We start from the raw sequence: 23,686 nt of genomic DNA, 5'->3' as shown, positions 1-23,686 counted from the left end.
ATCGGGCAAATCACCCTATCTTTCTTTTTTATTGCACTGTAAAGGTTGCTAAGAGGGCCTTGTGATCTGTAGGCCAAGTTTTCTTAGGTACTAAAAACCTATCCTTACTGTCTTTTGCTTTGACCGCACCGCGGACAATGGTTTCTTCCGGTCCCACAACCTTAATCCCCTTCAATCGGATAGATCCGATCGGTTTGAAGTAGATATAGTCGATTCGGTCTCTTTCATCGGCTGTCGGAGCCCATGTCAGTTTGTTGATCTCCATAGCTGGATTAGCGGATGGAAATGTAAATCCCGGATGAGTCACAGGGTTAGGGTACTTCGTTCGGAAAGCATCTTTAAATCCGGCGTGCTGCAATAATATAGAACAATCCCAGGGCACTATTGCTCCCCGATGATCAAATAAATCTTTTGTCTCGTTGGTCCAATCCAAATGCGAGGGCTCGTTAAAATCTCCGGCTACTATGATAAATTGTTCTTTGTTTTCAGTGTCTATGTCTTTTATCAAATCTTCAATGGCTTCATCTCTCCTTCCTTTTCTATTTGCCATGCTAATGGCATTCGCGTCTGTAATGGGTGTATCCAGCTTTTTCCAGGTCACTCCATCGTAGCCGCGAGGGAGGTAACATGCATAGTTAGTGTAGTCCAGATGTACCGAATAAAAGAGAAAATCCTTATTATGGATGTTGATCTTTGTTTTTAGTATGCTGCCCATTTTGGTATCCTTAGTCTTGTACATCGGTTCTTGGTCAGCTATAGGAAACTTAGCGATCAATGCCACGTCTAGTGAAGGTTCGCTAGACTCTCCATGATATATTTCCCCCTTTTCTTTTAAAGACTCAAGTACACGCTTCACAAAATCGGTATTGTTATAATTACGTACCTCGCTGAATACAACCACATCGGCGTCTTTGTCAATGATCTCATCGATGATAGCGTCAAATCCATTAGGGACTATGGTTCCCTCCTGCCAGACATTGATCTGGAATACCTTAACATCCTTAGCTTTTTGCGCCATTGCTTCAGGTGTCAATACGAATAAGATGAAGAAAGCAATTAGTGATTTAAATAATGTGGTCTTTTTTAACATAAATACTTAATATGGCTATAAATGTAATGAAGAAAAGCGAATCTCATCTTATAACAAGAGTGATTATGAAAATTTTATTATCTTGTTTGCTATTGAATTAATGGGCTAATTAGTCCTTATTATTATAAAGTAAAAAAATGTCGGGGTTTATGACACTAAAGAGTTTAACAGTTTTTTGTGGATCCAGCGCTGGAACGGATAAGAAATTTGAATTAGAGGCTTATAGGCTTGGAAAAACAATGGCCGATGAGAAGATCGAATTGATATACGGTGGTGCGATTGTAGGACTGATGGGTGCTGTGGCTAATGGAGTAATGGAAAATGGCGGCAAGGCGATAGGTGTATTACCATATTTTCTAAGAGATAAAGAGATTGCGCACAATAATCTAACAGAACTCATAATGGTGGATACCATGCATGAAAGGAAGACGAAAATGAATGAACTATCTGACGGTGTGATTGCCTTACCAGGTGGTTTTGGTACACTGGAAGAATTATTCGAAATGCTGACATGGGCACAGCTCGGTCTTCATAGAAAGCCTATTGCCCTTCTAAATACGAATGGTTTTTATGATGAGCTTCTCTCCCTCTTGCAAAATATGGTTGACAAAGGGTTTCTAAAACCAATAAACAAAGAGATGCTACTAGTGAGTGACGATGTAGAGCGGCTAATACTCCTAATGAAAGAGTACAATGCTCCATTGGTAGAAAAATGGATCGAAAAAGATAAAGTCTGATTTTAGATAAGTATGGATTTATTAGATTGATCTATCGATTATCGTATATTAAGAAGTATATTTGCTGTATGACAGTGGAAGATTTGAAAAACGAGCTATTGGGCAAGACTTACCCTGAGGGAATTATGGTAGGTCCACATCAAAAGGTAATAGATGTAGACAAGTTTCTAGAGGTACAATTTTATGAATGTGAGGTTTGGAAAAAGAAGGATATCACGAAATGTCCTGGTCATTATAGACTCATGCAGTTTTACGAGGCTACTAAGAACTTGGAATAGATTTATTGAAGAATAATCACCCCTTACGGGGTAGAAATTTATAATTGATTTTAGCCTCTGGTCTCTCGCGATGTCAGAGGCTTTTCTTATTTTATCAGTATGGCAATCTGCTGTTTTTCTTGAAAACTAGATTAAGGACTTCTTACATCTGTACCTTACTTCTAGGATATCTACGACGTAAAACATAGCAGGGGTTAATTCTGGATACTGTAGGAACGAGAACAAACCCCTGATAGTTTTACTTTTATGCTGATAGTTTTTATAAAGCTATTTCTTTTTGTTATTTTTCTTTTGCTGTTTCATTACCTTCTTATAAAAATCTTTGATTACAGCTTTTAACTTGGTCAGTGCTTCTTTTTTCTTCTTTTCTTTTTTATTTTCCGACTTTTTCGAATCTTTTTTTGCTTTTGACGCTACATTAGACTTTTTATCCTTTTTGTTGTCTTTTGAAGCTTTACTATCTTTCGACTTAGATTTTTTAGTGTCCTTTTTCTTATCTTTTTTCACCCCTTCTGCCTTAGAATCCTTTTTCTTGATGTCGTTTTTGGCTTTATTATCCTTATCCCCTTTCTCTTCTTTTTTAACAACTATCTTTTCTGTCTTCAGTTTATCTATTTTTTCCTCTTTCTTTTGGGATGCAACCTTCTCTGATGTTACAATTGCTGGAGTGTCTTTTGGTTTTACAGTAACAGCGGGCTTCGTTGTAGTCTTCTTTGCTATAGCACTTGCACCGTTTGAATCTGCTACGGTTACTTTTGCAGGTGCTGCCGAAACTGTCGGTTTTGTGGTACGTGAAGATTTAGGAGTTACTACTGTAGCTGGTTTACTTGTCGCTGTTGCTTGTTTGACTGGCGCAGTTTCTTTAGCAGTACTAGCTTTTGTCGTACCGGTAGATTTAGGAGTGACTGTAGCTGGTTTACTTGTCGCCGCTGCTTGTTTGGCGGGGGCAGTTTCTTTAGCGGTATTCGCTTTTGTTGTACCAGTAGATTTTGCGGCAGTTGGTACCGTGCTGCTAGCTATTGCTTGCTTGGTCGGAGCAGTCTTTGTAGCAGTAGTAGCTTTTGGAGCTACTGCTTGCTGTGCGGCGGTAGTCTTCGCTGCCACAGCAGACTTGACAGAGGTTGACTTAGCTGGTGCAGGTTTTGCAGGACTAGCTTTAGCTTTTACTGCCGTAGTTTTAGTTGAACTGCCCACAGCAGCTTTTGGTGAGGCTGCCTTCACAGGAGCCTTTTTTGCGGTCGAAGTTGCCGCTTTCGGTGTTGTTGGAGCTTTTGCTGGCTCCTTCGTTGTTTCCTGTTTGTTTTCGGCAACAGTACCCGCTTGGCTTTCTACTGACATATTTCTCTTATATTTAAATAACTAATTAATAAGTATCACAACACAATATAATCAAAATTGTTTGCAATTGAAAAGATTTACCGCTTTTACTGCGTTAGATTCGGATAATATATGTAAATTTGTGGCTCATAACTAAGGGGTCGACCGGAATTGACAGGGTAGCGATGGTTATGTAAGCATGCAGTGCATTGTGAGTCTAGCACTTTAATCTGAACTTTCACAATTTTAACTGGCGAAGAAAACTACGCCTTAGCTGCTTAAGTTAGACTTAACATAGCTATTTGTCCCGTTAGATCCTGTTCTTTGGTTTAACATTAGGGGCATCGAACAATAGAACTGGCCGGTGTGATTTTGCTAAGCACTGGTAAGACATAGCAGATACGGAGAAAGGTATAGGTAAGCGACTCACCTTCCCTCTCCCGACAATTAAAGAGAAGCTAAGCATGTAGAAAGCGTAAATCATACTACGTTTGGACGAGGGTTCGAATCCCTCCGGCTCCACAAACAAAAAGCTCAACGAAAGTTGAGCTTTTTGTTGTTAAGAAATATCAGAACTCAATAAAAGGGTTCTTGCTACTAGTTCTTAATTGGCTTTGATCTGGGACTGTAACTCAAAAGTACCCCATGCCAGCGTAAAAAGACCAGTTTTATCTACATCGATCTTAAATTGCTCTTGAAAATTAGAACCATGTATCGTAGGTACTTCAACTCTTAAGACATCATTGGCCTCATTGTACTTTGTCCCCCACTGATTCCAATCTTTATTCAATATGAGCGTGCTGGTTTGTTCTCCTGGAATTGTCGAAAGACTATATTTACCGGCTTTAAGCACTTTGTCATTCCACCGAATGTCCTTGTCAATCTCAATAGTAGTGGCTTCGTTGGCTCCTGTACGCCAGCGTTTGCCCAAAAAGACAATGTCGACCCCGATCTCCCTACCCTTTAACGAAGGTCTTGAGTAGTCTACACGGATAGCCACACCGTCTGTCGTAGTGATTTGAACAGAATCCGGTGGACTAGGTCGCTTGCTCTTGTCCGTTTGTCCAAAAGAAGTATGTGCTATCAAACACATCAGGGCGATTAAAAAAGTTCTCATAATTACAATCTTGTTGATTTACAGATAAATATAAGATATAGATTATAAAAACACAAATAGAAAGCCCTTTTTTACAATGGACTCAAATTAGTAATCGCGCTCTTCACCTGCTAAAGAAAATTTGATTGCTTTTTGTGGGTAATCTTCTATACTCTTTCCACTGGTATTCCCAACAATTTTTTTGATACTGACCTTATCGCCTAATTTAAAATTGGCTTCTGTCATTTTGTAGTCTAACAAGTAGGGACCACAGAAATAATTTCCCTTTTCATCACGTTCGATGAATCCTTGATATAGCCCTCTTTTTGTTTCTCTTGGCATGTTATTTTAATTATAGCTCCAAAGATACGAAGAGTAAAATCATTTATACTGTATTAAATTGTATTAGCATAGATCATAGCCCCTACTTTCAGAAATTGAATTAAATGGGATGTCACTTGCTATATAGAGGCAGAATAGCTGCAAAAAATATTGTACCATTAAAATCTTATTATTAATTTTAAGTTTCACATAACAATAATGTGATCCTATGAAAAACCTATTATTTTTACCGATGCAACGTAGATCATATCTATTTGTCGTTCTTAGATGTATACTTAGCAGCTAGCTATGAAAACATGTCATAGTCTTACTTTAGCTGATAATAAATGGGTTTTGGAGGAGGCGTATTTCGATATGCGAGCCCATATTTTAAGTATGTAAGGCAACAGTATTATTTTAATTAATAGTAACAGACATCAATAACCATAACCATGAATAAATACGGGCTTAAAATCAAAATCAATGAACAGTTAGTTTCAAACGCCGGATTTAATAAAGATAATTATGTACTGACAGGAGGTATCACATTTGTACGAAAGAAAGGTAGCTGTGAAGATTGTTATTTTAATATTGGAGGGTTGGACTCCGACGAAGGCGAACATGTAGACTGGTACCGTACCGAAGTCCGCGTCGGGGATGTTATTACGATGGAAGTTATTGATGGTCCCTTTGACGCCCCAAGTCATCGCTATAAAAACGAATTGAGTCCAGAGGAAATAATTCAAAATAAAATAGAGTGCTATAATAGGCTGAAAGAAGAATTGAAAGAACATATAAACACTTAAAAATTATGGCTAGACCAACAACTCGATAGGAATTGCTCAGACTGGGTGAAACGAGTTTTAACCATGTCTTAGATATAATAGCTACAATGCCTAATCCAGATGCCGAGTTTCCAAAGGGAACGATGAATAGAAACGTAAGGGATATACTCGCACATTTGCATTATTGGCATCTGTTGTTCTTAAATTGGTATGAAATCGGGATGGGCGGGCAAAAACCCATAATGCCAGAGGAAGGCTATAGTTGGAAAGATACGCCCGAACTGAACAAGAAAATATGGCTTGATGCGCAGTGTCTGTCGCTACCGGAAGTTATGATCTCAATAGAAAAATCCTATGCTAAGATTCGAAATATTATCGGGTCTCATACGAACGAAGAGCTTTTCGAAAAAAGACGATACAAATGGACAGGGAGTACTTCACTGGGCTCATATTTGATATCTGCAACTTCAAGTCATTACGACTGGGCTATAAAGTTGATCAAGAAAACGCAGCGAATATGATCTTAATCATACAATTAATGAGCACCTGACTTCGAAAACAGATTGATGATTACTACACCTGCCACGATAAAGGCTATCCCCAATATAGCTGGCAGATCCAGTGCCTCTCTATACACGAAATAACCAACTGCCGATATAATCACAATTCCAAAAGCCGACCATATGGCATAGGCTATTCCGATAGGTACACCCTTTAATGCAAATGTGAGCAAATAAAAAGAAAGTGCTAAAGAGCAGACAAATATGACTGATGGCACAGGCTTTGTGAATTGTTCGGTTTTTTTTAGAAAAGAGGTACCGATTACTTCAAAAAGAATAGCTGCTGCTAGAAATAGATAATGTTTCATATATGCTCCTATTGTAAATAGATTTTCCAAAGGTAGCCATTTCAGAATTGTATGAGGATGATCATTGTGTTTTATGGGCAGATCATTTTATCTATATTAGAGGCTATAAACATAGGAAATGGAAAAAAATAGCCGAAGATGGCTATCGATAAGAATCGATTTAACAGTATAAGCTATGGAGACATTGATCCCTATTTTGTGCCAAAAATATAACGTACGCTCCGAATTGATCTCTCTTCTTCTTTCTCATATGGAAAAGAAATACTTTAGCGATCATGAAATCGTTATGGGGCAGCATGAAAGAAAACAGTGCTATTACATCATCAATGAAGGCGTGTGGAGAGGGTATCGTGTTTTCGATGGAGATGAACGAACACTTTGGTTTGAGCGTTATGGAGACATTCTCTACTCAGAAGCTTCCGATGACTATATCATCGAATCCTTATCAGAAAGCTCTGCTTATGTAATTTCAAAAGCTGAGTTGGATGCATTATGTCAGGAGTCTCATGAAATATCCAATCTCGTACGTACTATCCTCGAAAAATACTATTTCCAGATCACCGAATGGTTGGTTTGGCTATGTCAACCTACGGCCAAAGCACGATATCTGACCATATTAGAAAAGGATCCCGAAGTATTTCAGCTTGTACCCCAGAAGTATATTGCATCATGTCTCGGCATGACTCCGCAGTCGCTGAGTCGTATTCGTCGACAACTTGTCAAGTAGCATCCGAAATTACCAAATGTTCACGTTGGTAGCTTTGTAAGATCCTAATTTTGTTGCCTTATCTCAGGAAAGGAATAAAATACAATGGAAGCAAAGGTTGAATTACATCATTGGAGGAAAAAATTTGTAATCATATGGTCGGGACAGCTATTTTCTATACTAAGCAGTGCTACAGCACAATTTGCCATTGTGCTTTGGATCGGTATACAGACAAATTCTGCGGAAGCTCTAGCGTATGCCACAATAGCGGGGCTGCTCCCACAGATACTTTTTGGTCCCTTCGCCGGGGTATTTGTTGATCGTTGGGATCGTAAGTGGACCATGATAGCTGCGGATCTATTTGTTGCATTTTGCTCCGCTTTAATCGCCCTCTTCTTTTACTGGGATATGGTCGAACTATGGATCATCTATATCTTATTAGGTCTACGATCCGTTGGTAGTGCATTTCACGCACCAGCGATGAAATCGTCTATACCTCTTCTCGCTCCACGCTCTGCATTGGTGCAAATTGCTGGAATTAATGAAGTTATACAGTCTATCTCTATTATTTGTGGACCCATTCTAGGAGCTGTCGGACTGCTGAACTTTGGCGTGGGTACAGTAATGTTGTTAGATGTAGTGGGAGCTGTTATTGCTTGCTCAACGCTAGGTTTTGTAAATATTCCAAAAGTCAGGCAAAAAGCAACTTCGGCCAAGCGTATATGGCGAGACATGGCCTCGGGCATTATCGTTATATGGAAGAATAAAGGTATGTCCTGGTTAATGGGCAGCGAGATAATTGTCAATTTTTTCGTTATGCCTATAGTCGCCGTGATGCCCTTGATGACCTTACAGCATTTTAAAGGAAGTCCCTATCAGGTTAGCCTGATAGAAGGGCTTTATGGGGCTGGCCTACTGATTGGTGGTCTGGTACTTAGTACCTGGAATCCCAAAATAAGAAAGACAGTACTTATCGCTATTGGCTTTTCGGCTTTAGGGATAGCATTGGCTATCTGTGGCACTTTGCCGCCATCCTATTTTGCAGTATATGCTATATTTACTGTAGTACAGGGGTTAGCAGTGCCTTTCTTTACAGGTCCATATACTGTACTCGTACAAACACAGTTTGTGCCGAAGTATCAAGGCCGTATTTTTGCTATTTCAAGTAGTGTAGTTCAATTGCCAGCTATGCTTGGGTTGTTATTTGCTGGCGTTTTGGCTGATCAGATCGGTGTTGAAAAGATATTTCTAATTGGTGGTGTCGTCGTTATGCTTACAGGACTGTTCCTGATAACCATACGGGTGGTTCAGCAATTAGAAGATCCTTCGAGGAAAATATAGAAATATTATAAATGAGCTATAAATGTGTTTTCATACAGCTAGGAATGATAGCCAAATACTTTTTGTATTTTTGATTTGGTCAGAAAACTAATGTCAACATGAAAGCTCTTTTAATAGGTGCCACAGGTGCTACTGGATCAGATTTATTGAAATTATTATTGAAAGATGAGGCTTTTGATCGCGTCGATATTTTTGTAAGAAGATCTATCGCTATACAACATGAAAAGCTCCATGTCCATATCATCAATTTTGATCAGATATACGAATGGCAACATCTGATACAGGGCGATGTATTATTTTCCTGTTTGGGTACTACACTAAAAGCTGCTGGAAGCAAGGAGGCACAGTGGAAAATTGACTACGATTATCAGTATGCCGTTGCAAGAGCAGCTCGAGATAACGGTGTGCAAAATATGGTGTTGGTATCTGCAGCGATGGCCTCTCTACACTCTAGGTTCTTCTACAGTAGAATGAAAGGGCAATTGGAGCTTGATATTAGAGAGCTGGGTTTCGCGCATTTGCATATATTCAATCCGCCAATGCTACTCCGTAAAAACAGTGACCGAAAAGCAGAAGTGTTTGGATCAAAGATAATCAGGGTATTGAACAGTATCGGTTTATTAAAATCACAGACTCCTCTTCCAACCGAAATATTGGCGCAGGCTTTAATCCGTGCTTCTAAAGATAGGAAAGGCAGTGTGCAGCAATACGAGGGCAAAGCCATTTGGAAATTGGCGGCAGTGTAGATCACGACCAAGCTCTAAATGTTTTTTTGTCAAATGACAATTGGTAGCTCATACACCTGACCTACTTTTGTGCTATCAATCAAATTCATATTTAAGATGGCTAAAATAGATATTCTTGTAGGTTTACAATGGGGCGACGAAGGTAAAGGTAAATTTATCGATCGTATGTGCCCTAATTACGATATTGTGGCGAGGTACAATGGAGGAGCTAATGCAGGACATACGATCTACTGGAACAATAAGAAAGTGACGTTAAAACTCCTGCCCTCAGGTATTTTCTATTCGCATATTACCAATGTAATCGGTAGTGCAGTTGTAATAGATCCAACACAACTGCGACAGGAAATAGAGCAACTGGCTGCTGTATCTCCAGAGATATCTTTCGAGAGTCAACTTATAATCTCCCAAAAGGCACATTTGGTGTTGCCTACCTATAAATATCAGGATATATACGCAGAAAATTCAGGAGCCTCCAGGAAAATAGGTACCACAAAAAATGGTATTGGTTATGCCTATTCTGCGAAGACTCTACGACAGGGGTTTAGGGTTGCTGATATCTTTGTTCCGGATTTTGCCGAGGAGGCAGCCACAGTGATGCGTCGGGAATATTTACAGTTAGAAGCTCTGGGACAAAAGATGATAGGATTTGATGAGTTACTGACAACATTTTTGAACGATGTAGCCTACCTCAAACAGTATACAATAGCAGATACTGAATTGTTGATCAATGCTGCCCTTAAGGGAAACAAAAGAATATTGGCCGAGGGCGCTCAGGCTACTATGTTAGACATTGATCACGGTACTTATCCCTATGTGACATCCTCAAATACGATTGCTGCAGCTGCATGTGTGGGCCTTGGAGTACCTCCGCAGAAAGTGGGAGAAATTTACGGCGTGATCAAAGCATATAATACCCGTGTAGGCGAAGGACCTTTTCCGAGTGAAATTAATGACCATATTGCAGAGACTATTCGAATAAGAGGAAATGAATTTGGCTCTAATACCAAACGTCCGAGAAGAATCGGTTGGTTGGACTTACCCGCATTAAAATATGCAATCATGCTGAATGGGGTGACCCAATTAATCATGACTAAATCTGACGTTCTGAATGGTATGGAGAGTATTGATCTATGTACTCATTATCAATTAGATGGAGGTTTGCAAGAAATCTACCCATCGGGACAGGACCTCGGTAAAGCGACACCCTGTTGGAAATCATTTCCAGGCTGGGACATTGATTTTTCAGCGATTACATCAAAAGAACAACTACCGTACGAGCTTAAGTCTTACATCGAATACATAGAGTCTGAACTAGAAATACCACTCGCTTATCTTTCAATAAGCCCTAAGCGTGACGATATTATCGAGATGAGGTAAAAACAATAGAATTATTCGTAAATTTCACATCAGAATCACAACGATTATTATGAAGGAGCTCATTTCTTTTGTTGAGAAGTTTGGGGGAATCAATGAGGGCGAAAAGGCAATCATTGGCAATCTATTCAAACGTACTGCTGTCAAAAAGGGTGATTATTTTGTTGAATGTGGCAATACAAGCAAGAAGATTGCCTTTGTAGAAGATGGTGTGTTTCGTTCGGTCTATTACAATAAGAAAGGAGATGATTTCACTCGTTATTTTATCTACGAAGGACGTTTTATAGGAGATCTTTACAATTTTCAAATTCAAGCTCCGTCTGATGATTGCATCGAGGCCGTGACAGATGCTACTATATGGTATATTGATTATGAAAATTTTTCAGTTTTAGAAAATCAGGTCGCGATATGGCCGTTATTAATCAGCAAACTCTATGCTTTTGTAGCCGAAAGCAAATTGAAAATGGCAAGCACGATGAAAAACCTAGATGCCAGTGCGTGTTATGAGCTGTTTTTACATCATTATCCCGGTCTTGCGAATAGAGTACCTTTGAGTATGTTGGCATCTTACCTTGGAATCACGGCATCATCACTTAGTAGAATAAGGCGTGCATATGACAGATAAAAGTTAAACCGATCCACCAGCTGGCGGATCATGAAATAAATGCGAAGCATTCATGAGTTCCATCGAGAAAACAATTAAATGAACGAATAATTATACATATATGAAAAACAGTATTTTATCCGCTGATCAGATCAACGAACTCGGAGTTGTATTAAAAAAAAGGTTCGAAAAGAATATGCATCGCCATCCAGAGTTATCCTGGGATGTGATCTGGGGTCGCATAATAGAGAATCCAGATAAGATACAGTCGCTCTACCAGATGGAACAAACCGAAGGAGAGCCAGATGTGATCGGCTATGACCCGAACAGTAAAGAATATCTTTTTTGTGATTGTGCTCCAGAAAGTCCTAAAGGACGTAGATCGACTTGTTACGATCAGAGCGCGCTAGACTCACGTAAAGAGCATAAACCTAAAGATAGTGCGGTGAATATGGCTGCGGCAATGGGGATTTCATTGCTTACCGAAGAAGAATACCGACTATTACAAGGGGTGGGCAAATTTGACAGTAAAACTTCCAGTTGGTTGACCACTCCTGAAGAAATTAGAGCGCTTGGAGGTGCTATTTTTGGCGATTGGCGATTCGGTCGTGTGTTTGTGTATCACAACGGTGCAGAATCCTATTACGCAGCCAGAGGCTTCCGTGGTATGCTGCGGGTATAAGATAAGTATGAAGGGTTAATAAGTTCTTATTAACCCTTCATACTTAAAAATCGTAAGAATCCTCTTTGCGTTGTAGTAAGATCTTATAACTATCTATACTATCCAATGTATCTTGCGCCAATCGCTCTAGTCTAAAGCTGATCTCATCTGCTACAATTTCACCCGCTCGGTAGTGTTTGTCTTCCAAAAACACATATTTTGGAACTACGATAGCTTTCATATAGTACAGTATAGGTTTTAGCTGATACTCCGCCGAAAGATAATGTTTTTCCGATCCAGCAGTAGAGATAATAGAAATGACTTTATCTTTAAAGCTATCTACTGGCAATAAGTCAAAAACATTCTTTAAGACTCCAGGGATTGAAGACTGATACGTTGGTGTTCCTATTACATACGCATCAGCTTGTATTAGCTTTTCGATAAGCTTTTTCGTATCTCCAGTATAATCCCGGTAATCTCTCCCATCACTGAACTCCATGTTGTAGTCGGCTAAATCAACAAGCTCTACCTCCATCTCGGGACTAAGTTCTTTTATCTTTTTTAAGGTATAATTTACCGCAATCCGTGTTTTATTTCCGGCAATTGAACCTGACAAACCGATGATCTTCATATTATCTCCTTTTCATTTATTTATTATCCACAGCAGGGGTTACTTTTGTCGCTTTTTTAACGACAGGCAATACTTCAGTCGCTAACAGTTCTATTGTATTCGCGACCTTGTCGTAGGGTACTCCTCCAAAATCTATCTGTAACAATATACGATCGTGTTTATAGAGCTCGTATTGGTACAACATTTTATCAATAATCTGCTGGGGGCTGCCGACCATCATAGCATTTTTTGTGCTAGCTGTTTCGGCAAAGGCAGATTTAGGGTAGTCTCCACCACGGATATGCTGCCAGGCATGATTTAAATACGGATAATATTCCCGCATAGCCTGCTGTGAATCTTTATTGATATAGGCCAATGTAGTGGTTCCAACGGGTAATAAAGCCGGATCGTGCCCAGACTCTGCTGCGATATGACGATACACATCGACCGATTCTTTAAAAACGGCAGAGTGCCCTCCTAGCGTTGTTAGCATCATAGGTACCCCTTGGTAGCCAGCCTTGATTGCACTAGAAGGCGGCCCTCCTACACCTCTCCATATCGGCAACTTACCAGCGTAAGGACGTGGATAGATTACAGCATTCTCCAATGAAGCCCGATACTTGCCTTCCCAATTGATTATCCGCTCGGTATTAAGCTTGATTAATAGCTCCATTTTTTCTTCAAAAAGAGCTTCATAATCATTTACATTATAGCCCAGTAATTCAAACGCTCCAAGGCGAGAGGCCCTGCCGGCGACGATCTCTGCTCTACCCTCGGACAATAGGTCTATGGTTGCATATTCCTCGTACACTCTCACAGGGTCAGCGGTACTCAATACAGTTACAGAACTAGCAATCTTAATCTTTTCAGTAGCTTGTGCTATAGCACCTAGTACAACTTGATTGGCCGACGTGATGAAAAACTCCTGATGGCTCTCTCCTATTCCTATAACGTCCAGGTCAGCATCTTCAGCCAGTTGGGCTGTCTTTATAATTTCGCGAAGTCGCTGCGCCTCGCTAACCTTTGTCTCCCCCTGAGCATCCGGAAAATGATCACCCAAAGAATAAAGACCTATTTCGATACCTTTGCTTCTATCTATTCTATATGATTCCATCATATCTACCTTTATATTTTATACTACAAATTTAAGGTCATTTGGCGCTCTGAAAATTAACCTACATTAATAAATCCGTAAACTAGACAATTCAATAGATCAATTGTTTATTAGGTTTTATTACCTCTTGTATTTTGTGTTTTTTCAAACAATATCCCATCCTAGCACCACGTTATAATACACCTGCGCGGATTGCAAAATAGATTTACATAATTTCTTATTCTACATTAATATTTGGAACCGCGTATCAACTTAGATTTGTTGTAAATAATAGAAATATACATTCATCAATTTTAATTTTTTAGACCAATGAGTTCATTACCAATTCGTAATCAAGTGGAAGATCACTTACTTACAGCACAGAATGCAGCCCTAATCGTTATCGATTACCAACCTGTACAGGTTAACTCTATTGCTTCCATGGATAGGCAGTTACTTATTAATAATATCGTTGGCGTTGCCACAGCGTCAAAAGTTTATAACTTACCAACGATACTATCTACAGTAAATGTTAAGACGGGATTTAACAAAGAGACGATACCTCAATTAAAATCTGTATTGAAGGATTTGCCTTCATACGACCGTACGACGATCAACTCTTGGGAGGATAAGGAATTTGTCGAAGCAGTTAAAGCGACAGGTCGTAAAAAACTGATCATGACAGCACTATGGACAGAAGCCTGTTTGACGTTTCCTGTACTCGATGCCTTAAAGGAAGGATACGAAGTGTACATCGTAGTAGATGCAGTGGGTGGTACCTCATTGGCAGCACACGATGCAGCTATTCGTAGGATGGAACAAGCTGGAGCTATTTCCATTAGTGTGGCGCAATTGTTCTGTGAGCTTCAGCGTGACTGGAATCGTTCAGATACAGTTCCAGACTTTATGAAGTTATTCATCGAAACTGGAGGAACAGCGGGGATTCAATTTTCCTATGATAAAGCCGAATAATCTTATCTCCGAGTGTTAGAAAATTGAAGCAAGTTTTTTTTATTTACCTGTATTGCTTTTACTAAGCAATACAGGTATTGGAAAAAAATCTTCTACTCCTTATCGTTTCCACTGATAACGTACTCCTACACTGTACCAGCGTTTTGGAAGGTATACAGCAGCAACTTCCTTATAGGTTTCATTCAACAAGTTATTGCCTTCTGCATAGAAATTCCACTTTGACAAGCTGTATCCGACCCGCAGATCTGTAATAAAATACGGGTCATTCAATTCGCGCTTTATCCATCTACCGCCCAGCGTAAAATCAAGCTTGTCGACTTGATACAACACACGTAGTAATGCTTGGTGTTTCAAACTCTCAACGATATACTTGGAGATCACATCCTCGGCATAGTGCATTTCTTTTGGCCGGAGATAGTTATAGCTGAGATCATATTTTAAACGCTGGCTGCCAGACAACGTAAACACTTGTCCAAGACTTAGATTGACACCTGTCGTCTTGTTTGTCCCGAAATTGAACGGCTGATAAGGATCACTCGAATTATCCCGTATCCAATCTATAAAGTTTTCTATATTCCGGTAGAATACTCCTCCTCGAACATAAATATTCTGTTTTTCATAGCGCATAGCTAATTCATATTGCCAAGCATTTTCCGATTTCAGGGCGGGATTGCCTATGTTTCCAGTTTGTTTGAGGTATAGATCCGTATACGAAGGAATGCGCTGACTAGAGCCAACGCTCAAAGATGCTTTCCAGTGACTGTCAATTGCATACCCAAGGTCTAATCCCGGAAATACCTGCCAACCATATTGCGTATTATAATTTAGATAAGTACCTATATTTAGCAAAAGCTTATTAATAGCTTCTGTTTTATACTCCGCATATACACCATGATTGTATCGGTTATGATCTCCTAGATTTGTACTTTCGATCTCTTCATAACGACTTTCTAATCCAAAGCCGAAATCTCCTATCCTTGTGTGTAGGGTGCTATTTAACTCAGCCGTATATACATTTGACTCGTGTTGCGAGCGCCCTTTGGTGAGATCATTTCTGAAATATCGATAGTCGTCTTTATTCCCTCTATAGCTAAGTCGTGGCTTAAGGTAAAAATTTTTGTGCAGCTGGTGTACGCTCCCTACCGATACAATTCCGGTCTTGACAATTTCATAGGATTCTTTGTCACCAGGTGCCGCATAATAGCCGTTTGCCCCAAACTCATTATGAATGTATCCGGCCATTACATCCATACTGTTTCTCTCGTCGAAAGTGTATTTACCTTGATAGAAGGCCTTAATATCTTCGGTGCGACTGTTGTAGCGCTGTCCATTTGACTTATGTCCCCCAACAGAAATTAGATTTTGCGTATTCCCTTTAGAAAGGTTCGCGACAGCTTGTACACTTGCTCCACCATATATCCCTTTGCCGTCTCCCTCCTCTTTAGATGCAAATCCAGAGCCACTTTCTACACGCACCGATAGATCCGTGTCCGAGCTGGTTTTTGTGATTATATTAATGGCGCCTGTCAGTGCATTAATTCCATAAATACGAGCTGCAGGCCCTTTTAGTACTTCGATACGCTCTATGGCGTCCAAGCTGACAGGTATATTCATGGAGTGATGAGCCGTCTGTACATCCGATAGCTTTACACCATTAATCAATATAAGTGTCTGCTCGAAAGAGCCCCCATCGATACTGATATCAGCCTGTGTACCAAATGGTCCACGTTGCCTTACATCCACTCCTGGGATATAGCTCAATACTTCATTGATCGAGCGTACGGGTAGCTTCGCAATATCTTCTTTTTGAATGATCTGTATGTTGCGGTTCCGCTTGTTGAATGGAATTTGTAATCTGTTTTCTGCAATAACGACCTCATTTATGGACGTAGTATCAGAGACACCAGACTGTGCATGGATCGCTAAGGAAATGCAACTTAAGGGAAGAATTAAAAATAATCGTTTCATTAAAGTATCAAAATGTATTTGTTTTATTGCTCGCAAAAGTCCTATCTTTCCGGAACATTTAGATAGTCCACTTTTTATAATATGGGTAGTCCGGTTTTACTTTCTTTATCAAGTTTTGTACATCTAGACAGAAATAGCTCCACACCTATTTTCGTTCAACTAACTCAACAGATCATTAACGGAATCCAACGAGGATTTCTTATCGTCGGTTCCAAAATGCCAGGCACGCGACAGGTAAGTTCGGCCTTGGATTTGCATCGCAAAACGGTAATCGCCGCGTACGATGAACTGCAAGCACAAGGTTGGATAGATATTGTACCGAATAAGGGAACTTTTGTATTGCAACAAAATCAGCGCAAGCCCCTTTCTCTACCGGTTCAAACTCCGATATCTTCGGCACAATATCCCGCAAAGACAGGGTTTGAAGTGCATAGTTCTAATATTTTGGACAATCCATTTGAGGAAAATACATCAACTTATTTCTTTTCCGATGGCACGACGGATATTAGACTTACACAAGTCAAGAACCTATCGTTGCAGTACAGTGCTTCAATGAATAGAAAAGGAAGTCTCAAACGAATGTCGCAGTATCAAGAAGATGGAAATATCTTCTTCAAGGAGCAACTTAGCAATTTTCTAAATCTGTCAAGAGGGCTTCATATTTCAAAGCAGAACTTATTAATTACAAGAAGTTCGGAAATGAGTCTCTATCTCATTGCCAAAGTACTACTACAGCTTAACGATAAAGTTGTCGTAGCAGAACTAAGTAACTTTGCTGTAAATATGACGTTGCTTCAAGCGGGGGCCCAGTTGGATACCATACCATTAGACAGTGAAGGGATTTGTGTAGCCTCTTTAAAAGACAAGTTAGAAAAAGGACCTATCCGAATGCTTTATATCACGCCGCATCATCATTATCCTACTACGGTGACATTGAGCGCACAACGACGTCTTGAATTATTACAATTGGCCAATCACTACGGATTTATAATCGTAGAGGATGACTATGATTATGATTTTCATTATGAAAAGTCTGCTGTGCTACCTCTTGCAAGCGCGGATCTAAACGGGATGGTCATTTATACCGGTACTTTTGGACAGTCATTGGCCCCTGCCTTTCGTACTGGATTTGTGGTAGCTCCACCCAACTTGATACAGGAGATGAACAAGTACCTCAGTATAATAGACAGGCAAGGTGATGTGATCATGCAACAGGCACTTGGCGAAATGATCGATGAGGGTGAAATCCATCGGAATCTAAAGAAATCGCTTAAGGTTTATAAGGAAAGACGGGATACGATGTGTGGGATCTTGCGCAATATCCTGCCGGATGAGGTCGCGGTAGACCCTCCCAGTGGCGGGTTAGCACTTTGGCTGGAGTTGCCTCAAAACAAGTCCTTGTTTACGCTCAAAAAGGAGTGCCAGCGCCAAGACCTATTCATCCCGCGACATATCCTCTATCAAAATAAACAGCTCTGCGCCATGCGGCTTGGCTTTGGTCATATGGACAACGAAGAGATGGAAAAAAGTCTTTATATCTTGAAGAGTGTATTGCAAGGTATTTGAGTTTTTTAATTTAAAAAGCTAACTTGCAAGCTATCTATGCATGCTATCAAACGCTTTATAACCTTACTTTTAATATGCTGTACATCTGCGGCTCATGCAGATGTTTTATTAGAGAAACTACAATCCATAGACAAACAGAAAGATCAAGTAGAATATTGTCTTGACCTTGGCTTGAAAAATGAAGGCAAGATCGATACGATATACCTTAAGAATAAACTGAAACCGCTGCTGCAGCATAAAAACGATGGTGTCAGATTATCGTATTACCTTCTTATGGCAGATGCGACCTCCATACTGTTCGATGGCGTAAATCAGACAACAAATTACTATTTTGAAAAAGCCGTAGCGATAGCGAAGAAGAGTGAACAAAAGGAGTATTTATTTATAACCTTGACCCGTGCTGGCTATTACAATTTTATTTATCGAGAGATATCCAATGCCCTTCCATATTTTTTATCCGCCTCCAAACTAGTGGAGCAGGTCGATTTAGAAAAGATACCCTTAGCTGCCGCTCATTTACAATATGTCGCAAACTTTTTCGGCTATATCGGCGAATCAAAGAAAGCACAGGAATACTACAAGATGGCATTGAAGCATGTGCCGACACTGAGCCGTCGAGCGATAGACCTTACAAATGCGATAGGCGTGTATTACTATCGCGATAGCCTTTATAATGAAGCCGAGCAATACTATAAAAAGGCCCTAAAGATCGCCCAAGCAACGAAGGATACCGTGTGGATAGGTATTCTGCAAGGGAATATTGGTAATATTCTGCTAGCAAAAGGTGATACGGTCGAAGCAACAAGACTTTCAGAATTAAATGTTGCCAGCTCAATCAAATATGGTGAATATAAAGATGCTATGCGTACATTATTGGGATTAGCTGAGATTGCAGTATCCCAAGGGCAATGGGAGAAAGCGAAGGCCTATGTCGCCCGGTCAGAAGTTTACTTTCAGCCTAAGCCCTATTTCGTTCCTTATAAAACAGATGCGTATCGTCTTAAAGCTAAAATCGCAGAAGCCCAAGGTGATCCGAAGCAAGCCGTCCAATATCTAAATACATTTATAGAATACAACAATGCGTTGCAGCAGCAAAAAGATGCAGAAAAACTGCAGAAGATTGTTTGGAAATGGGAATCAGAAAGATATGAACTGGCATTGGTAGAAGCAGATGATAAAAGAAAGCAGGATCGCATCCGTGATATTAGTATTGGTATGGTTGTGATCCTGAGCCTCCTGTCCATAACCTTACTGATCCATCGCTCCCGTCAAAAAATAAGGTTAAAATCTATTAAGCTAGAAAAAGAACAGTTGGCTCTGCTTCTTGAAAAACAACAGTTGGACGAAGAACTTCTTCAGTCCAAGCGAGATATGAAGGATTTTCTCGTTCGAATCAAGGAGAATGAAAATGTTATTCGAAGGCTCGAAGAGGATCTGTATAATGCACAGCAACAGCATCAAAAAGATAATGTTGTGGAGATCCAGAACAGCCTAAACCAAATGCTGGAATCACATATAATGACGGACGAACGGTGGTACAGGTTTAAATCATTATTTGAGACATCTAACCCCGGATTCTTCGATGAGCTGACATTTCGCTATCCCAATATATCGGAAAGCAATCTTAGGCTGCTAACCTTTAGTAAGTTAAACCTAAGTAATCAAAGTATAGCTCATCTTTTGGGGATATCATTGGATGGTGTGAAGAAGGCCAAACAAAGGCTGCGTAAAAAAATAGATTACGCTATAGATGATCTATAACGTAATCTGTTTTTTGATTGTAAAATCTATTTGCCTTCAAAGGCTGCTATGATCTGACTGCGGAAAGTGGCGTCTTTTTCAGATAATTCGAACGATTTGCGATAAGTATCTACCACAGCAAATACTTCCGCTGGCTGACCCGATCCATTATCAAGAAACAATTTAAAACTGTATGTAGCAGATTCAGAAAGGTCGACAGCACCTTTATTGGATGAAAATACCGTTGGTAGAATGACCTGACTAGTCATCTTGCCCGAAGTTGGTAGTTTAAACATCGTGCCTAGAGCTTTAACAAAAGCATCGGATTGCGCCCCTACCGAGGATATCTTTATCGATCCCCTTGCAAAGCCAGCTTTTTCGTCAACCGTACCGTCACTTTTCAAACCAGGCTTGATATTCTTTAGTACTTCAATTTTTAGGCCTACAGTATCTTTGTCAAACAGAGACTTTGTTGTATACACCATTGAAGAATCTGTACTTACTTCGTCTGTAAAGCGTAGGAACAAGTGCTGCTTCGCAGCATCTACCTGGTTACTTAGTTGTTCTATTGTAGGGTTTCCCTTTGTCGCATTACCGCTAGATGAATTGCCATCCTTTGGTGCGTTATTGCACGCGCTTAGTGCCAGAACAAAAGCAGTACCTAATCCTAAAAAAGAGTTAATCGATCTCATAAGCGTTGTTTTTTATTGTGAAACAATCAAGATACAATAATGTTTTATTTTATTAAAGCTTTGTACAGAATTTCTATCGGATGATATGACTTTCTACCTACGCCATCTTTGATCTGATGTCTGCACGAAGTACCAGCTGCCGCTATCACAACATTCTCTGCCGCACTGCGCACCGCAGGCAGTAAAACCAACTCCGCAACCTTCATCGAGATATCGTAGTGTTCTTTTTCATATCCAAAAGAACCAGCCATCCCGCAGCAACCTGAAGGAATCACTTCTACGGTATAATTTAGTGGTAAAGAAAGTAACTTTTCAGTAACCCCGACCAAGTGGAAGGCCTTTTGATAACAATGCCCATGCAATTTGATTACCTGTTGCTCCGAAGTGAACTGCTCTGGGTGTATATTTCCTTTTTCAACTTCTTGCATCAAGAATTCATCAATCATTAATGCGCTCTTAGCGACACGTAGAGCCTCTTCCATTTGCTCCTTATCCACCAAAGAAAGGTATTCATCTCTAAATGTAAGAATTGCTGAAGGTTCAATACCGATCAATGGCGTATGCTCGTTGATTAGCCCTTTTAATAAAGAGATGTTTTTATTTGCCAATACCTTAGCCTCTTTAACGAAACCTTTAGATAGGTACGTGCGTCCGCTTTCTTTATGCGGAGGCACGAGTACCTCATAGCCTAAAGCAGTCAATAGCTTGTAGGCTGTAATTCCTATCTCGGTATCGTTGTAGTCTGTAAATTCATCGCAAAAAAGATATACCCTCTTTTTTGTGTGTGTTGGAGACTGGCGCTTCACCCATTGCTTAAGTGTCGTCCCAGAGACTGTAGGGAGCGATCGAGCTGGGGCAAAGCCCACTATCTGTTTAATAATATTAGCGAATAAAGGCGTTTGCGCAAAGAAATTATATACAGGAGCCACCATAGATCCCAATTGCTGACTTTTGGTAAAGTTGGCAATTAATTTTGAACGGACTGGAGCTCCGTTGACATCGTAATATTGTTGAAGAAACTCCGCCTTCATTTTCGCAACATCCACACTAGAAGGACATTCGGTCTTACATCCTTTACAGCTCAAACAAAGGTCCATGACCTCCTTTATTTCTTCATGATCAAACCTATTTTTCTTTGTCGAATTGGTCAGGAACTGACGGAGCATATTCGCACGGGCCCGTGTCGTGTCTTTTTCATTTCTTGTTGCCATAAAGGAAGGACACATCGTTCCACCTGTTATTTCCGTCTTACGACAATCTCCAGAACCCGAACATTTTTCGGCTAATCGCAAGATGCTCTCGTCTTTTGTAAAATCAAAATAAGTAGGAATGGCTGTACCATCAACAGCTTTGTCATAGCGCAAGAAGGTATCCATAGGTGGGGCGTCCACAATCTTATTGGCATTAAATATACCTAGCGGATCAAAAGTATGTTTGACCTCTTTTAATAGACTATACACCTTATCCCCTAGTACCTTGCTAATGAATTCTCCCCGCAATCGACCATCACCGTGTTCGCCACTTAGAGATCCATTATATTTAAGTACAAGATCTGTTGTTTTCTCCAGTATACTGCGAAACTGCTTCTTCCCTTCGGCAGATTTTAGATTGATAAAAGGCTCGATGTGCAGCTCACCGGCACCGGCATGCGCATAGTAAGATGCATGCACGCCCTCTTCTTGCAATAGTTTTTGGACATCCGAGACATAAGCTGGTAGATCTTCCGGAGAGACTGCGCAATCCTCAATCAGATTGACAGGCTGACTATCTCCAGGTAAGTTACGAATCAAGCCGAGACCTGCTTTACGTACATCCCACACCAGATTGGTTTCCTTATCGCCGGTGATCAATGGATAGGCATAACCTAATTTTTTTGCTATGAGTTCTTCTTGCAGTCTTTGCGCCTTTTCCGCAATCTCCTGGGCTGTATTAGCCCTAAACTCAACAATAAGAAGCGCTTGAGGATCTCCCTCAATGAAAAAGCGGTTGTATTGATACGTGGGATGCCCTACTGTAAAATCTAGTATATACTTGTCGACTAGTTCGGACGCCTCAGGGGCGTGCTCCAATGCCACTACATTACCGCGCATACATTCTACCATGTCGTCAAAATGTACACATAAAAGACCTATTTCTTTGGGGGGCAATGGGCGCAATCGCAACACGGCCTCTGTTACAATGCCAATAGTTCCTTCGGAGCCAGCTAGAAGATTACAGAGATTGAAAGGTTCATCTTTATTAACCAAAAAATCCAGAGCGTACCCCGTGTTCCGTCTTGTTAAGGTCTTTTTGGGAAAACCACTTTCTATAGCTTCTATATTTTCGTTGTTGGTAAGGATTTCATTCAGTCGGCGATAAATATCACCTTCTCTCCCTTTTTTTGCTAGTTTTTCAAAATAGGCTCCTGGCGTTAGCTCTTCGAAGACTACTTCGTTAGAATCATTTAAAATAACATTTGCACGTATTAAGTTCTGACGGGTGTCTCCCCATACGATAGAGTGCAGGCCCGAAGAATTGTTACCAATCATACCGCCTATCATCGCACGGCTGGCGGTCGAAGTCTCTGGACCGAACATAAGTCCATATGGTTTTAGGTAGGCGTTTAGATCATCGCGAATCACTCCCGGTTCTACTTTTACCCAGCCTTCTTCGACATTGAGTTCGACTATTTTGTTAAAATACTTGGACACATCAACCACAATTCCCTTACCTACAACTTGGCCTGCCAATGAGGTGCCAGCTGTACGAGGGATTAGGGTTACCCTATTCTCTGCTGCAAAACGCACTAATTTGACCAAATCTCCTTTGGTATAAGGAATCGCAACTGCGACTGGTAATTCCTGATAAACAGATGCATCCGTTGCATAAGCCATACGGATGGTTTGGTGCTTAGGGTCTGAGGGGTTATAATAGAGCTCGCCCTCTATCTCATGGTTTAGTTTCTCTAACGTTGACAACATGAAGTTTGTTTATTAAATCCAATGGATAAACAAATCTAACGAATCTTAGACTATTATTTCGTATATTAGACTTAATGATTGTTATTTTTTGCAAGATAGTATATAACTATCGCAAAATAACGCACATCAACATATCCTCCCTTCTAAGCGAAACAAGTTTA

General features: G+C 40.3%; 23 protein-coding genes and 1 other RNA gene. 14 read left to right on the top strand and 10 right to left on the bottom strand.

Features of this window, described 5'->3' with window-relative positions; all coding sequences use genetic code 11:
- Positions 1 to 28: 28 nt before the first annotated feature.
- Positions 29 to 1,090, bottom strand: coding sequence for an endonuclease/exonuclease/phosphatase family protein (locus tag B5X76_RS11210; protein ID WP_079643208.1), 1,062 nt, complete (start codon positions 1,088 to 1,090; stop codon positions 29 to 31).
- A gap of 149 nt (positions 1,091 to 1,239) precedes the next feature.
- On the opposite strand from B5X76_RS11210, the gene B5X76_RS11205 reads away from it, so the two are divergent.
- Together B5X76_RS11205 and B5X76_RS11200 are read left to right on the top strand one after the other, a co-directional pair.
- Positions 1,240 to 1,827, top strand: coding sequence for an LOG family protein (locus B5X76_RS11205; RefSeq protein ID WP_079643253.1), 588 nt, complete (start codon positions 1,240 to 1,242; stop codon positions 1,825 to 1,827).
- 68 nt (positions 1,828 to 1,895) lie between these two features.
- Entirely contained in the window at positions 1,896 to 2,105 is a 210-nt protein-coding gene (locus tag B5X76_RS11200; RefSeq protein ID WP_079643207.1) for a DUF6965 family protein, read from the top strand.
- A gap of 267 nt (positions 2,106 to 2,372) precedes the next feature.
- Here B5X76_RS11200 and B5X76_RS11195 read toward each other — a convergent pair whose 3' ends face one another.
- On the bottom strand, positions 2,373 to 3,443 hold the full coding sequence (locus B5X76_RS11195) for a hypothetical protein (RefSeq protein ID WP_079643206.1): 1,071 nt from the start codon (positions 3,441 to 3,443) through the stop codon (positions 2,373 to 2,375).
- A 136-nt stretch (positions 3,444 to 3,579) separates the two neighbouring features.
- On the opposite strand from B5X76_RS11195, the gene ssrA reads away from it, so the two are divergent.
- Positions 3,580 to 3,947: a transfer-messenger RNA gene (gene ssrA, locus B5X76_RS11190) on the top strand.
- 79 nt (positions 3,948 to 4,026) lie between these two features.
- Here ssrA and B5X76_RS11185 read toward each other — a convergent pair.
- Together B5X76_RS11185 and B5X76_RS11180 are read right to left on the bottom strand one after the other, a co-directional pair.
- Positions 4,027 to 4,539, bottom strand: coding sequence for a DUF2911 domain-containing protein (locus B5X76_RS11185; protein ID WP_079643205.1), 513 nt, complete (start codon positions 4,537 to 4,539; stop codon positions 4,027 to 4,029).
- Positions 4,540 to 4,626: 87 nt separating this feature from the next.
- Positions 4,627 to 4,860 (bottom strand): hypothetical protein, encoded by a 234-nt coding sequence (locus tag B5X76_RS11180; RefSeq protein WP_079643204.1) that lies wholly within the window; start codon positions 4,858 to 4,860, stop codon positions 4,627 to 4,629.
- A gap of 431 nt (positions 4,861 to 5,291) precedes the next feature.
- Between B5X76_RS11180 and B5X76_RS11175 the strand changes: the two genes are divergently transcribed.
- Both B5X76_RS11175 and B5X76_RS11170 read left to right on the top strand, forming a co-directional pair.
- Entirely contained in the window at positions 5,292 to 5,645 is a 354-nt protein-coding gene (locus tag B5X76_RS11175) for a hypothetical protein (RefSeq protein WP_079643203.1), read from the top strand.
- A gap of 32 nt (positions 5,646 to 5,677) precedes the next feature.
- On the top strand, positions 5,678 to 6,145 hold the full coding sequence (locus tag B5X76_RS11170; protein WP_217699649.1) for a ClbS/DfsB family four-helix bundle protein: 468 nt from the start codon (positions 5,678 to 5,680) through the stop codon (positions 6,143 to 6,145).
- A 14-nt stretch (positions 6,146 to 6,159) separates the two neighbouring features.
- Here B5X76_RS11170 and B5X76_RS11165 read toward each other — a convergent pair whose 3' ends face one another.
- Complete coding sequence (locus B5X76_RS11165) at positions 6,160 to 6,492, bottom strand: DMT family transporter (protein WP_079643202.1); 333 nt, start codon at positions 6,490 to 6,492, stop codon at positions 6,160 to 6,162.
- Positions 6,493 to 6,667: 175 nt separating this feature from the next.
- Between B5X76_RS11165 and B5X76_RS11160 the strand changes: the two genes are divergently transcribed.
- From B5X76_RS11160 to B5X76_RS11135, 6 genes are all read left to right on the top strand, one after another.
- Complete coding sequence (locus tag B5X76_RS11160) at positions 6,668 to 7,219, top strand: Crp/Fnr family transcriptional regulator (RefSeq protein ID WP_079643201.1); 552 nt, start codon at positions 6,668 to 6,670, stop codon at positions 7,217 to 7,219.
- An 84-nt stretch (positions 7,220 to 7,303) separates the two neighbouring features.
- Complete coding sequence (locus tag B5X76_RS11155) at positions 7,304 to 8,539, top strand: MFS transporter (protein ID WP_079643200.1); 1,236 nt, start codon at positions 7,304 to 7,306, stop codon at positions 8,537 to 8,539.
- Between the two features lie 98 nt (positions 8,540 to 8,637).
- Positions 8,638 to 9,285, top strand: a complete 648-nt coding sequence (locus B5X76_RS11150) for an NAD(P)H-binding protein (RefSeq protein ID WP_079643199.1) — start codon at positions 8,638 to 8,640, stop codon at positions 9,283 to 9,285.
- A gap of 96 nt (positions 9,286 to 9,381) precedes the next feature.
- Positions 9,382 to 10,662 (top strand): adenylosuccinate synthase, encoded by a 1,281-nt coding sequence (locus tag B5X76_RS11145; RefSeq protein WP_079643198.1) that lies wholly within the window; start codon positions 9,382 to 9,384, stop codon positions 10,660 to 10,662.
- 49 nt (positions 10,663 to 10,711) lie between these two features.
- Entirely contained in the window at positions 10,712 to 11,284 is a 573-nt protein-coding gene (locus B5X76_RS11140; protein ID WP_079643197.1) for a Crp/Fnr family transcriptional regulator, read from the top strand.
- Between the two features lie 100 nt (positions 11,285 to 11,384).
- Positions 11,385 to 11,945, top strand: coding sequence for a DUF4256 domain-containing protein (locus tag B5X76_RS11135; RefSeq protein ID WP_079643196.1), 561 nt, complete (start codon positions 11,385 to 11,387; stop codon positions 11,943 to 11,945).
- Between the two features lie 43 nt (positions 11,946 to 11,988).
- Here the strand turns inward: B5X76_RS11135 and B5X76_RS11130 are convergent, their stop codons facing one another.
- Together B5X76_RS11130 and B5X76_RS11125 are read right to left on the bottom strand one after the other, a co-directional pair.
- On the bottom strand, positions 11,989 to 12,555 hold the full coding sequence (locus B5X76_RS11130) for an NADPH-dependent FMN reductase (RefSeq protein ID WP_079643195.1): 567 nt from the start codon (positions 12,553 to 12,555) through the stop codon (positions 11,989 to 11,991).
- A gap of 16 nt (positions 12,556 to 12,571) precedes the next feature.
- The gene (locus B5X76_RS11125) at positions 12,572 to 13,651 is read right to left on the bottom strand and encodes an LLM class flavin-dependent oxidoreductase (RefSeq protein WP_217699648.1); all 1,080 of its coding nucleotides are present in this window, start codon (positions 13,649 to 13,651) and stop codon (positions 12,572 to 12,574) included.
- A 306-nt stretch (positions 13,652 to 13,957) separates the two neighbouring features.
- On the opposite strand from B5X76_RS11125, the gene B5X76_RS11120 reads away from it, so the two are divergent.
- On the top strand, positions 13,958 to 14,599 hold the full coding sequence (locus B5X76_RS11120) for a hydrolase (RefSeq protein ID WP_079643193.1): 642 nt from the start codon (positions 13,958 to 13,960) through the stop codon (positions 14,597 to 14,599).
- Positions 14,600 to 14,698: 99 nt separating this feature from the next.
- Here B5X76_RS11120 and B5X76_RS11115 read toward each other — a convergent pair whose 3' ends face one another.
- The gene (locus tag B5X76_RS11115) at positions 14,699 to 16,567 is read right to left on the bottom strand and encodes a TonB-dependent receptor plug domain-containing protein (RefSeq protein WP_079643192.1); all 1,869 of its coding nucleotides are present in this window, start codon (positions 16,565 to 16,567) and stop codon (positions 14,699 to 14,701) included.
- Between the two features lie 81 nt (positions 16,568 to 16,648).
- Here B5X76_RS11115 and B5X76_RS11110 point away from each other — a divergent pair, with 81 nt between their 5' ends.
- Both B5X76_RS11110 and B5X76_RS11105 read left to right on the top strand, forming a co-directional pair.
- Positions 16,649 to 18,133, top strand: a complete 1,485-nt coding sequence (locus B5X76_RS11110) for an aminotransferase-like domain-containing protein (protein WP_079643191.1) — start codon at positions 16,649 to 16,651, stop codon at positions 18,131 to 18,133.
- A 36-nt stretch (positions 18,134 to 18,169) separates the two neighbouring features.
- Entirely contained in the window at positions 18,170 to 19,894 is a 1,725-nt protein-coding gene (locus B5X76_RS11105) for a tetratricopeptide repeat protein (RefSeq protein ID WP_079643190.1), read from the top strand.
- 26 nt (positions 19,895 to 19,920) lie between these two features.
- Here the strand turns inward: B5X76_RS11105 and B5X76_RS11100 are convergent, their stop codons facing one another.
- Together B5X76_RS11100 and B5X76_RS11095 are read right to left on the bottom strand one after the other, a co-directional pair.
- Positions 19,921 to 20,565: a hypothetical protein gene (locus tag B5X76_RS11100; RefSeq protein WP_079643189.1), complete on the bottom strand. Its 645-nt coding sequence runs from the start codon at positions 20,563 to 20,565 to the stop codon at positions 19,921 to 19,923.
- A gap of 44 nt (positions 20,566 to 20,609) precedes the next feature.
- A complete protein-coding gene (locus tag B5X76_RS11095) occupies positions 20,610 to 23,525 on the bottom strand; it encodes an FAD-binding and (Fe-S)-binding domain-containing protein (RefSeq protein WP_079643188.1) in 2,916 nt (971 codons plus the stop codon).
- Positions 23,526 to 23,686: the final 161 nt, after the last annotated feature.

Origin of the sequence: Sphingobacterium nematocida (assembly GCF_900168125.1) — a bacterium.
Lineage (GTDB): Bacteria > Bacteroidota > Bacteroidia > Sphingobacteriales > Sphingobacteriaceae > Sphingobacterium > Sphingobacterium nematocida.
This window is presented reverse-complemented; position numbering and strand designations above follow the sequence as displayed.

Excerpts from the sequence above, each read along its gene's own strand:
- B5X76_RS11210 (WP_079643208.1), bottom strand. The coding sequence starts at position 1,090 with ATGTTAAAAAAGACCACATTATTTAAATCACTAATTGCTTTCTTCATC.
- B5X76_RS11205 (WP_079643253.1), top strand. The coding sequence starts at position 1,240 with ATGACACTAAAGAGTTTAACAGTTTTTTGTGGATCCAGCGCTGGAACG.
- B5X76_RS11200 (WP_079643207.1), top strand. The coding sequence starts at position 1,896 with ATGACAGTGGAAGATTTGAAAAACGAGCTATTGGGCAAGACTTACCCT.
- B5X76_RS11195 (WP_079643206.1), bottom strand. The coding sequence starts at position 3,443 with ATGTCAGTAGAAAGCCAAGCGGGTACTGTTGCCGAAAACAAACAGGAA.
- B5X76_RS11185 (WP_079643205.1), bottom strand. The coding sequence starts at position 4,539 with ATGAGAACTTTTTTAATCGCCCTGATGTGTTTGATAGCACATACTTCT.
- B5X76_RS11180 (WP_079643204.1), bottom strand. The coding sequence starts at position 4,860 with ATGCCAAGAGAAACAAAAAGAGGGCTATATCAAGGATTCATCGAACGT.
- B5X76_RS11175 (WP_079643203.1), top strand. The coding sequence starts at position 5,292 with ATGAATAAATACGGGCTTAAAATCAAAATCAATGAACAGTTAGTTTCA.
- B5X76_RS11165 (WP_079643202.1), bottom strand. The coding sequence starts at position 6,492 with ATGAAACATTATCTATTTCTAGCAGCAGCTATTCTTTTTGAAGTAATC.
- B5X76_RS11160 (WP_079643201.1), top strand. The coding sequence starts at position 6,668 with ATGGAGACATTGATCCCTATTTTGTGCCAAAAATATAACGTACGCTCC.
- B5X76_RS11155 (WP_079643200.1), top strand. The coding sequence starts at position 7,304 with ATGGAAGCAAAGGTTGAATTACATCATTGGAGGAAAAAATTTGTAATC.
- B5X76_RS11150 (WP_079643199.1), top strand. The coding sequence starts at position 8,638 with ATGAAAGCTCTTTTAATAGGTGCCACAGGTGCTACTGGATCAGATTTA.
- B5X76_RS11145 (WP_079643198.1), top strand. The coding sequence starts at position 9,382 with ATGGCTAAAATAGATATTCTTGTAGGTTTACAATGGGGCGACGAAGGT.
- B5X76_RS11140 (WP_079643197.1), top strand. The coding sequence starts at position 10,712 with ATGAAGGAGCTCATTTCTTTTGTTGAGAAGTTTGGGGGAATCAATGAG.
- B5X76_RS11135 (WP_079643196.1), top strand. The coding sequence starts at position 11,385 with ATGAAAAACAGTATTTTATCCGCTGATCAGATCAACGAACTCGGAGTT.
- B5X76_RS11130 (WP_079643195.1), bottom strand. The coding sequence starts at position 12,555 with ATGAAGATCATCGGTTTGTCAGGTTCAATTGCCGGAAATAAAACACGG.
- B5X76_RS11125 (WP_217699648.1), bottom strand. The coding sequence starts at position 13,651 with ATGATGGAATCATATAGAATAGATAGAAGCAAAGGTATCGAAATAGGT.
- B5X76_RS11120 (WP_079643193.1), top strand. The coding sequence starts at position 13,958 with ATGAGTTCATTACCAATTCGTAATCAAGTGGAAGATCACTTACTTACA.
- B5X76_RS11115 (WP_079643192.1), bottom strand. The coding sequence starts at position 16,567 with ATGAAACGATTATTTTTAATTCTTCCCTTAAGTTGCATTTCCTTAGCG.
- B5X76_RS11110 (WP_079643191.1), top strand. The coding sequence starts at position 16,649 with ATGGGTAGTCCGGTTTTACTTTCTTTATCAAGTTTTGTACATCTAGAC.
- B5X76_RS11105 (WP_079643190.1), top strand. The coding sequence starts at position 18,170 with ATGCATGCTATCAAACGCTTTATAACCTTACTTTTAATATGCTGTACA.
- B5X76_RS11100 (WP_079643189.1), bottom strand. The coding sequence starts at position 20,565 with ATGAGATCGATTAACTCTTTTTTAGGATTAGGTACTGCTTTTGTTCTG.
- B5X76_RS11095 (WP_079643188.1), bottom strand. The coding sequence starts at position 23,525 with ATGTTGTCAACGTTAGAGAAACTAAACCATGAGATAGAGGGCGAGCTC.